The 9,231-nt window shown below is 69.0% G+C and carries 7 protein-coding genes; 5 read left to right on the forward strand and 2 right to left on the reverse strand.

Annotation, left to right across the window (positions count from 1 at the left end; genetic code table 11):
* Positions 1 to 411: an ester cyclase gene (locus AAHM41_RS36635; RefSeq protein ID WP_342241575.1), complete on the reverse strand. Its 411-nt coding sequence runs from the start codon at positions 409 to 411 to the stop codon at positions 1 to 3.
* A gap of 94 nt (positions 412 to 505) precedes the next feature.
* On the opposite strand from AAHM41_RS36635, the gene AAHM41_RS36640 reads away from it, so the two are divergent.
* From AAHM41_RS36640 to AAHM41_RS36650, 3 genes are all read left to right on the forward strand, one after another.
* Positions 506 to 1,351: a helix-turn-helix transcriptional regulator gene (locus tag AAHM41_RS36640; RefSeq protein ID WP_342241576.1), complete on the forward strand. Its 846-nt coding sequence runs from the start codon at positions 506 to 508 to the stop codon at positions 1,349 to 1,351.
* Positions 1,352 to 1,421: 70 nt separating this feature from the next.
* Positions 1,422 to 2,804, forward strand: coding sequence for an aldehyde dehydrogenase family protein (locus AAHM41_RS36645; RefSeq protein ID WP_342241577.1), 1,383 nt, complete (start codon positions 1,422 to 1,424; stop codon positions 2,802 to 2,804).
* A gap of 27 nt (positions 2,805 to 2,831) precedes the next feature.
* A complete protein-coding gene (locus tag AAHM41_RS36650) occupies positions 2,832 to 3,989 on the forward strand; it encodes an iron-containing alcohol dehydrogenase (protein ID WP_342241578.1) in 1,158 nt (385 codons plus the stop codon).
* A gap of 304 nt (positions 3,990 to 4,293) precedes the next feature.
* Here the strand turns inward: AAHM41_RS36650 and AAHM41_RS36655 are convergent, their stop codons facing one another.
* On the reverse strand, positions 4,294 to 4,467 hold the full coding sequence (locus AAHM41_RS36655) for a hypothetical protein (protein ID WP_342241579.1): 174 nt from the start codon (positions 4,465 to 4,467) through the stop codon (positions 4,294 to 4,296).
* Positions 4,468 to 4,749: 282 nt separating this feature from the next.
* Between AAHM41_RS36655 and AAHM41_RS36660 the strand changes: the two genes are divergently transcribed.
* Positions 4,750 to 5,997: an efflux RND transporter periplasmic adaptor subunit gene (locus AAHM41_RS36660; protein ID WP_342241580.1), complete on the forward strand. Its 1,248-nt coding sequence runs from the start codon at positions 4,750 to 4,752 to the stop codon at positions 5,995 to 5,997.
* Positions 5,998 to 6,020: 23 nt separating this feature from the next.
* Positions 6,021 to 9,152 carry an efflux RND transporter permease subunit gene (locus AAHM41_RS36665; RefSeq protein WP_342241581.1) on the forward strand — a complete coding sequence of 1,044 codons (3,132 nt, stop codon included), beginning with the start codon at positions 6,021 to 6,023 and terminating at the stop codon, positions 9,150 to 9,152.
* The last annotated feature ends 79 nt before the right edge of the window (positions 9,153 to 9,231 follow it).

A 9,231-nucleotide genomic window follows, 5' to 3' on the forward strand; every position in this document is an offset into this window, starting at 1 on the left:
CTAGGGGCCGCGCACCAGCCCGAGCGCGATCGAGGCGTCGAGCCGGTCGACCACGTCGCGGTGCTCGGCCAGCATGCCGTCGCGCAGCCGGTACAGGTCGGCGGTGGCGAAGCGCAGCACCGCGCCGGTCGGCGCCGCGCCCAGCAGGGGGCCGCGATGGGTCCCCTGCCACTGCGCCATCGCCATCAGCCGGTCGCCCTCGACCACCACCTCGTGGCGCAGGGCCCGCAGGTCCGGCAGCGCCGTCTGCAGCATCCGGGCGAATTCCCTGTAGCCGGCGATCCCCGGCGCAATCAGCGGGCTGTCGCTGGTGAAGTCGGGATGGACCATCCCGTCCACTGCGGCCAGGTCGTGCCGGCCGTAGAGCCGGTCGCGGAACTCCAGGAACCGCCGCCGGATATCCTCGTTCATCGCATCCCTCCTCCGTCTCCGTCCGCCGAGGATCGCGGCCGTGTTATCCTGGGACCAGAGGACAAGTTATCCTGGTACTGGGAGCATCAGGCTGATGACGGAGCAGCGCCGGTCCCGGGACCGGGAGGAGCTGGCGGCGTTCCTGCGCAGCCGGCGCGAGCGGCTGGAGCCGGCGGCGGTCGGGCTGCCGGCCACGGTGAGGCGGCGCACGCCCGGGCTGCGGCGCGAGGAGGTGGCCCAGATCGCCGGCGTCGGGGTCACCTGGTACACCTGGCTGGAGCAGGGCCGCGCCATCCAGGTCTCCGCCCATGTGCTGGAGCAGGTGGCGCGGGCGCTGCGGCTGGATGCGACCGAGCGGACCCATCTCTTCACCCTGGCCCATGACCGCCCGCCGCCGATGCGGCCGGCGGAGAATATCGGCGTAACCCCTGCCCTGCGACGGATGCTCGAGGCCGTGGACGGCCCGGCCTACCTGGCCACGGCCTGCCTCGACGTCGCGGCCTGGAACACGGCTTTGTCGGCGGTGTTCGGCGACCTGACCCCGCTGCCGGAAGAGGACCGCAACATGCTGTGGCTGGTCTTCGCCAGCCCGCCGCACCGCGCCGCGATCCCGAACTGGGAGGCGGAGGCGCGCGGCATGCTGGCCCGCTTCCGCGTCGAGTTCGGCCGCCACCGCGACGACCCGGTCTTCCTGGCGCTGATCCGCCGGCTGGACCAGGCCAGCCACGACTTCCACCGCTGGTGGCCGGAGCAGGACGTGACCCGGCGGCCGGACCCGGTCAAGCGCTTCACCTCGCGCCATGGCCCGATGGCGCTGGAGCAGAGCGTGTTCCGGGTCGAAGAGGCGCCGGACCTGCGGCTGGTCGCCTATGTCCCGGTCGATGAGGACAGCCGCCGGATCGTGGCCCGGCTGCGGCAGGAGTGGCCGCCGCAGGGCTGAGGATCCCTCTGGGATTTCCCGGGCGATGGCCGCAAGATGCGCGCCGCAGAGAGGCTGTCCGAGACGACGAATGACCCAGATATTGAAGACCATCACGCCGGTGAACGGCGGCATCTATGTCGAGCGGCCGCTGGCGACGCCGGCCGAGGCCGAGGCGGCGCTGGCCCGCGCCCGGGTGGCCCAGGCCGAGTGGCGGCGCGTGCCGGTGTCGGAGCGGGCGCGCCTGTTGTCCGCCGCGGTCGACGCCTTCGTCGCCGCCGGGCCGGAGATCGCGCGCGAGATCACCTGGCAGATGGGCCGGCCGGTCCGCTACACCCCCGGCGAGGTGCGCGGCTTCGAGGAGCGGGCGCGCTATATGATCTCGGTGGCCGAGGGGGCGCTGGCCGATATCGATGTCGGCCCGAAGGAGGGTTTCCGCCGCTTCATCCGGCGCGACCCGCTGGGCACGGTCTTCGTCGTCGCGCCCTGGAACTACCCCTACCTGACCGCGGTCAACGCCGTGGTCCCGGCGCTGATGGCCGGCAACGCGGTGATCCTGAAGCATTCGCACCAGACCCCGCTCTGCGCCGAGCGCTTCGCCGAGGCGCTCAAGAACCTGCCGGCGGGCGTGTTCCAGCACATCCATGCCGACCATGACACCACCGCCAAGATGATCGGCAGCGGCGCGGTCGATTTCGTCGCCTTCACCGGCTCGGTCCCCGGCGGCCGGGCGGTCGAGGAAGCTGCCGCCGGCCGCTTCGTCGGCGTCGGGCTCGAGCTCGGCGGCAAGGACCCCGGCTATGTCCGCGCCGATGCCGACCTGAAGCACGCGGTCGAGACGCTGGTCGATGGCGCCTTCTTCAACTCCGGCCAGTCCTGCTGCGGCATCGAGCGGATCTATGTCCACGCTTCGGTCTATGACGCCTTCGTCGAGGGCGCGGTCGAGCTGACCCGGCAATACGTCCTGGGCGACCCGACCGAGGAGGCGACGACGCTGGGCCCGATGGTCCGGGCATCGGCCGCCGATTTCGTGCGCGGCCAGACCGAAGAGGCGGTGCGCCAGGGCGCCCGCGCCCTGATCGACGCCAAGGGCTTCACCGCCGACAAGGCCGGCACGCCCTATCTGGCGCCGCAGGTGCTGACCGGCGTCGACCATTCGATGCGGGTGATGACCGAGGAGAGCTTCGGCCCCGTCGTCGGCATCATGAAGGTGGCGTCGGACGAGGAGGCGGTGCGGCTGATGAACGACAGCCCCTACGGCCTGACCGCGTCGGTCTTCACCCGCGACGTCGACGCCGCCATCGCCATCGGCGACCAGGTCGCGACCGGCACCTGGTTCCTGAACCGCTGCGACTATCTGGACCCGGCCCTGGCCTGGACCGGCGTCAAGGAGTCCGGCCGCGGCTGCACCCTCTCGACCCTCGGCTACGACTACCTGACCCGGCCGAAATCCTTCCACCTGCGGCTTCCCTGACCGGCGCCCCCTTTCCGCGAGACAAGAATGCTCAAAGGCAACTGGAACTACCCGACCGCGGTGAAGTTCGGCCCCGGCCGGATCAAGGAGCTGCCGGACCTGTGCAAGGCCCATGGCCTGACGCGGCCGCTGCTGGTGACCGATCCCGGCCTGGCGAAGCTGGCGATGATCGCCGACGCCGTGGCCGCCAACGAGGCCGCCGGCATCCCGACCGCCGTGTTCAGCGACGTCAAGCCGAACCCGACCGGCAGGAACGTCGCCGACGGCGTCGCCGTATACAGGGCCGGCGGCCATGACGGCGTCATCGCCTTCGGCGGCGGCAGCCCGCTGGACGCCGGCAAGGCCATCGCCTTCCACGCCGGCCAGTCGCGCCCCTTATGGGACTTTGAGGATATCGGCGACTGGTGGACCCGCGCCGATGCGTCGAGGATCGCCCCGGTGATCGCGATCCCGACCACCGCCGGCACCGGGTCGGAGGTCGGCCGCGCCGGCGTCATCACCGACGAGGAGGCGCATGTGAAGCGCATCATCTTCCATCCGAAGATGATGCCGGTCGTCGTGATCGCCGATCCGGAGCTGAGCATCGGCCTGCCGCCGCATGTCACCGCCGCCACCGGCATGGACGCGCTGGCCCATTGCCTGGAGGCGTTCTGCGCCCCCGGCTTCCACCCGATGGCCGACGGCATCGCGCTGGAGGGCATCCGGCTGATCCGGGAATGGCTGCCGGTCGCGGTCAAGGACGGCCGCAACCTGGAGGCGCGCAGCAACATGCTGGTCGCCGCCAGCATGGGCGCCACCGCCTTCCAGAAGGGGCTGGGGTCGATCCACTCCCTCGCCCACCCGCTCGGCGCCTTGTACGACGCGCATCACGGGCTGCTGAACGGCATCCTGATGCCGTACTGCATGGTCCACAACCGCGATGCCATCGAGGGCCGGATGGAGCGGTTGGGCCGCTACATCGACCTGTCGAACCCCAGCTTCGACACCGTCCTGATCTGGGTGCTGGGCCTGCGCCGCGAGATCGGCATCCCGCACACGCTGAAGGACATCGGCATCGGCGACAACCGGGCCGAGGAGATCGGCCGGATGGCCGAGGCCGACCCGTCGACCGGCAGCAACGCCAAGCCGGTCAAGGCCGACGACTTGCGCGCCGTGTTCGTCGACGCGGTGAACGGGCGGCTGTAAGGCCGGCCCACCCTCACCCTGTCCTGCCTGGGCTTAACCCGGGCAGGACAGGGAATCTCGATGCTGCTCTGAGTGGCCCTGGATTGCCGGGTCAAGCCTGGCAAGGGGGCTGGGGTCGATATCCGTCAGCGGATCGGCGGCCACTGCATCGCCGTATGGATGACGGTCGCAATCAAGATCCTGTTGTCCCTGACCTCGTAGACCAAGCGGTGGCTTCGAGCGGAACGCTGCATCAACGTCATGGGGAGCGATCTAGAGGAAGATGTCGTCATTGTCGCGAAGCGCGCGCCAAGTCCATTCACCTTCATCGCTTGCCGAGCCGTTTCAGCAACGCGGCTCGCCTTGCCTCGCCCTCGGCGACAACCTGTTCATGCGAGACCATGCGGCCGGCGGCGATGTCCTCGCGGCCGAGCCGAACCTTCTCGGCCAGGAACGCCTGGTAGTCCTCCTGGGTGCCCTGCGGCAAATCCTGTGACACCCTAGTCTCGTTTTCCGCCGAGCGATTGGCTACTCATTGGATGACAATCGCCACCGATAGTCTAGTCAGCTCATCCCTCGCAGGCCCGACGCCCTCGCCTCTCTTCCCGTCTGCTACAGCCGCGCCGGAACCCCTTTACTCGTGCGGCATTTTGCATTCCGTCGCATCGGTCGCATTGAAAATTATTAACCCCATCGCACTGCACAAAAGTCTTACATGTCGGTGAGGCACCGGGGCGGGCAGGCCTTTTTTCCGGTGCAATCCGGCTGCGGGAAACAGGCCATGAAGCGCTCGGTTTTGGGGGTCGTCGCGGTCCTCGGCATCGCCGTTGCCGCCGTCACATGGCAACGCTTCGGCAACGCCGACGCGATCGAGCGCAGCGGCAAGGCCGCCGAGGCCGGTGCCTCCGGCCAGTCCGGGTCGAAGAACGCCGGCGGGCGGTCCATCCCCGTGGTCACCGCCGCGGTCGAGCAGAAGCCGGTCGCCACCACCATCTCCGCCATCGGCACGGTCGAGCCGATCTCGACCGTCCTGGTCACCTCCCGCATCGACAGCCAGGTGATGCAGGTCCATGTCGCCGACGGCCAGACCGTCCAGGCCGGCGACTTGCTGTTCACCCTCGACGACAAGCCGCCCAAGGCCGCCGTCGCCCTGGCCCAGGCCAACCTGGCCAAGGACCAGGCCGACCGCGACCAGACCGCGATGGATGTCGAGCGCGACAAGCCGCTGGTCAAGACCGGCGCGGTCTCGCAGCAGGCCTATGACCTGGCGGTCGCCGCCGCCAAACGGTCGGAGGCCAGCGTCGCCGCCGACCAGGCCAATCTCGACCAGGCCCAGCTGACCCTGTCCTACACCCAGATCCGAGCCCCGATCACCGGCCGCCTCGGCGTCGTCTCGGTCACCGCCGGCAACCTGGTCAAGGCCAACACCACCAACAGCAACGCCAGCAGCGGCGCCGTCACCAGCCTGGTCACCATCACCGAGATGACGCCGATCCGGATCGCCTTCACCGTGCCGGAGCGGAGCCTCGATGCCATCCGCGCGGCGATGACCAGCCCGACCCCGCCGCAGGTCGAGGCCTTCGACAGCGACGGCCAGCGCCGCATCGCCAGCGGCCAGCTCAGCTTCATCGACAGCACCGTCGACACCAAGTCGGGAACGATCCCGCTGAAGGCGACCTTCGACAACGCCGCCTTCGCCCTGTGGCCGGGGCAGTTCGTCCGGGTGGCGCTGCAGCTGGGCACCCAGGACAATGCCGTCACCGTGCCGACCGTGGCGCTGCAGGCCGGCCAGGACGGCGCCTTCGTCTTCGTCGCCAGGCCGGACGGCACCGCCGAGATGCGGCCGGTGACGGTGGCGCGGACGGTCGGCGACACCGCCGTTGTCGCCCAGGGCGTGAAGCCGGGCGAGAAGGTGGTGACCGAGGGCCAGCTGCGGCTGATGCAGGGCAGCCGCATCACCGAGAAGGCCGGCACGGCCCCCACGGCGCCGCGCGCGGACGGCGTCGCCTCCGCCGTCAGCCCGACCTGATCCGGGCGCGGGGGGATACGGCCATGAGCCTCTCCGAGCTCTGCATCCGCCGCCCGGTGATGACGACCCTGCTGACGGTCGCCATGGTCATGGCGGGCCTGTTCGCCTTCGGCCAGCTGCCGATCGCGGCGCTGCCCAACACCGACTTCCCGGTGATCAACGTCTCGGCCAGCCTGCCCGGCGCCAGCCCGGATACGATGGCGAGCTCGGTGGCGACGCCGCTGGAGAAGCAGTTCGAGACCATCGCCGGCATCCAGTCGATGTCCGCGACCTCGACCCAGGGGTCGACCACCATCACCCTGGAATTCGACCTGAACCGCGACATCGACGCGGCCGCCGCCGACGTCCAGTCCGCCATCACCGCGGTGCAGCGCAGGCTGCCGCCGGAGATGACCGCGCCGCCGAGCTACCGCAAGGTCAACCCGGCCGACGCGCCGATCATGCTGCTGTCGGTCAGCAGCGACACGCTGCCCCTGTCGACCCTGGACGCCTTCGCCGAGCAGGTGATCTCGCCCAGCCTGTCGACCCTGACCGGCGTGGCCCAGGTGTCGATCTACGGCAGCCAGAAATACGCCGTCCGCATCCAGATCGACCCCGATGCGCTGAACCATCGCGGCATCAGCGTCGACGACGTCCGGAAGGCGGTCGCCGCCGCCAACGTCAACACGCCGGTCGGCACCCTGCAGGGCCCGCAGCAGCAGCTGATCCTGCAGGCCGACACGCAGATGTACGACGCCAAGGCCTTCGCCGACCTGATCGTGGCGTCGCCCAACGGCATGCCGGTGCGGCTCGGCGACATCGCCAAGGTGATCGACTCGGTCGAGAACGACCAGACCGCCAGCTGGTTCGACCAGAACCGGTCGATCGTGCTGGCGGTGCAGCGCCAGCCCGACGCCAACACCGTCGCCATCGTCGACGCGGTGAAGGATCTGCTGCCGAAATTCAGCGCCGACATGCCGCCTTCGGTGAAGATCAACGTTCTGAACGACCGGTCGACCTCGATCCGCCAGGCGGTCACCGACGTGCAGTTCACGCTGGGCCTGACCATCGCGCTGGTGGTGATGGTGATCTTCCTGTTCCTGCGCCGGGTGTCGGCCACCATCATCCCGACGGTGACGGTACCGATCTCGCTGATCGCCACCGTCGCCGGCATGTATCTGTGCGGCTTCTCGATCGACAACATCTCGCTCTTGGGCCTGACCCTGTCGGTCGGCCTCGTGGTCGACGACGCGATCGTGATGCTGGAGAACATCGTCCGCTACATCGAGGAGGGCATGAAGCCCTTCGAGGCGGCGCTGAAGGGCAGCCGCGAGATCGGCTTCACCATCCTGTCGATCACCCTGTCGCTGGTCGCCGTGTTCATCCCGGTGCTGCTGATGGGCGGCGTGGTCGGCCGCATCTTCAACGAATTCGCGGTCGTCGTGACCATGTCGATCGCGGCCTCGGCCTTCGTCTCGCTGACGCTGACGCCGATGATGTGCTCGCGCTTCCTGCACGGCCATGACGAGGAGAAGCCGGAGGGCGCGACCGGCCGGACGCTGGAGCGCGGCTTCGACGCCATCCTCGGCTTCTACTCCCGGACGCTGGGCTGGTGCCTGGCGCACCGCCCGGTGATGCTGCTGGTGTTCTTCGGCACCATCGCCGGCACCGCGCTGCTGTTCCAGGCGATCCCGAAGGGCTTCTTCCCGACCGAGGATCTGAGCCAGCTGCAGGTCACCACCCAGGCCCGGCAGGACGTGTCCTTCGACGCCATGATCGGGCTGCAGAACCAGGTCCGCGAGGTGTTCCGGAAGTCGCCCTATGTCCAGGACGTGGTGTCGAGCGTCGGCACCAACGGCTATGGCGGCACGCTGAACTCCGGCCGGCTGTTCGTGCAGCTGAAGCCGAAGCAGGAGCGCCCGCCGCTCGACACCGTGATCTCCGACCTGCGGCGCCAGCTCGGCCCGATCTCCGGCATCGACAGCTACATGGTGCCGGTGCAGAACCTGCGGGTCGGCGGCCGCACCTCCTCGGCCCAGTACCAGTTCGTGATGCAGGGCCTGAACCAGCAGGAGCTGTATGGCTGGGCCGGCAAGATGACGACCGGGATGCGGAGATCGTCGGTGCTGCAGGACGTGGTCAGCGACCTGCAGCTGAACGCCCTGCAGGCGACGCTGAAGGTCGACCGCGACAAGGCGGCCCAGCTGGGCGTCACCAGCGACGCGCTGCGCTCGACCCTCTATGGCGGCTTCGGCACCGAGCAGATCTCGACCATCTTCACCTCGGTGGACAGCTACGAGGTGATCCTCGAGCTCGACCCGGCCTTCCCGTGGTCGGCGGATTCGCTCGACAAGATCTATGTCCGCTCCTCCAACGGCGAACTCGTGCCGCTCGGCGCCTTCGCCACGGTGGAGCGCACGGCCGGGCCGCTGTCGGTCAACCAGCAGGGGCAGTTGCCGGCCGTCACCATCTCGTTCAACGTCGCCGGCGCCAAATCGCTCAGCGATGCGACGGCGGAGATCGACCGGATCAAGTCCGACATCGCCCTGCCGGTCACCATCACCACCGCCTATGCCGGCAACGCCCAGGTGTTCCAGCAGTCGCTGCAGAACCAGGGGCTGCTGCTGTTCGGCGCGGTGCTGACGATCTACATCGTGCTCGGGATTCTCTACGAGAGCTTCACCCATCCGCTGGTGATCCTGTCCGGCCTGCCCTCGGCGGCGATCGGCGCGCTGGGCACGCTGATGCTGTTCCGCACCGACCTGTCGGTGATCGCGATCATCGGCGTGCTGATGCTGATCGGCATCGTCAAGAAGAACGCGATCATGATGATCGACTTCGCGCTGAACGCGCAGCGCAGCGAGGGGCTCGCGGCCCGCGACGCGATCTACCGCGCCTGCACTTTGCGCTTCCGGCCGATCATGATGACCACCATGGCGGCGCTGATGGGCGCGCTGCCGATCGCGGTCGGCCAGGGGGCGAGCGCAGAGCTGCGGCAGCCGCTGGGCCTGGCCGTGGTCGGCGGGCTGATCGTGTCGCAGATGCTGACGCTGTACATCACCCCGGTGCTGTACCTCTATGTCGAGGACCTGACCCACGGCGCCCTGTCCTTCGGCCGCTGGATCCGGCGTGGGGCCAAGGTCAGCGTCGTGCCTGGCCACGCTCCGGCGGAGTGACCGCAACGTCCTTCGGGCTTCCTAGAGGAAATTGAGGTCCGGTCACGTCAAGGTCTGATACCGGGTGGCCCGGAATATT

This window comes from Inquilinus sp. OTU3971 (genome assembly GCF_038440215.1).

Bases quoted from the DNA above. Each gene is read 5' to 3' on its own strand.
- AAHM41_RS36635 (WP_342241575.1), bottom strand. From the start codon at position 411: ATGAACGAGGATATCCGGCGGCGGTTCCTGGAGTTCCGCGACCGGCTC.
- AAHM41_RS36640 (WP_342241576.1), top strand. From the start codon at position 506: ATGACGGAGCAGCGCCGGTCCCGGGACCGGGAGGAGCTGGCGGCGTTC.
- AAHM41_RS36645 (WP_342241577.1), top strand. From the start codon at position 1,422: ATGACCCAGATATTGAAGACCATCACGCCGGTGAACGGCGGCATCTAT.
- AAHM41_RS36650 (WP_342241578.1), top strand. From the start codon at position 2,832: ATGCTCAAAGGCAACTGGAACTACCCGACCGCGGTGAAGTTCGGCCCC.
- AAHM41_RS36660 (WP_342241580.1), top strand. From the start codon at position 4,750: ATGAAGCGCTCGGTTTTGGGGGTCGTCGCGGTCCTCGGCATCGCCGTT.
- AAHM41_RS36665 (WP_342241581.1), top strand. From the start codon at position 6,021: ATGAGCCTCTCCGAGCTCTGCATCCGCCGCCCGGTGATGACGACCCTG.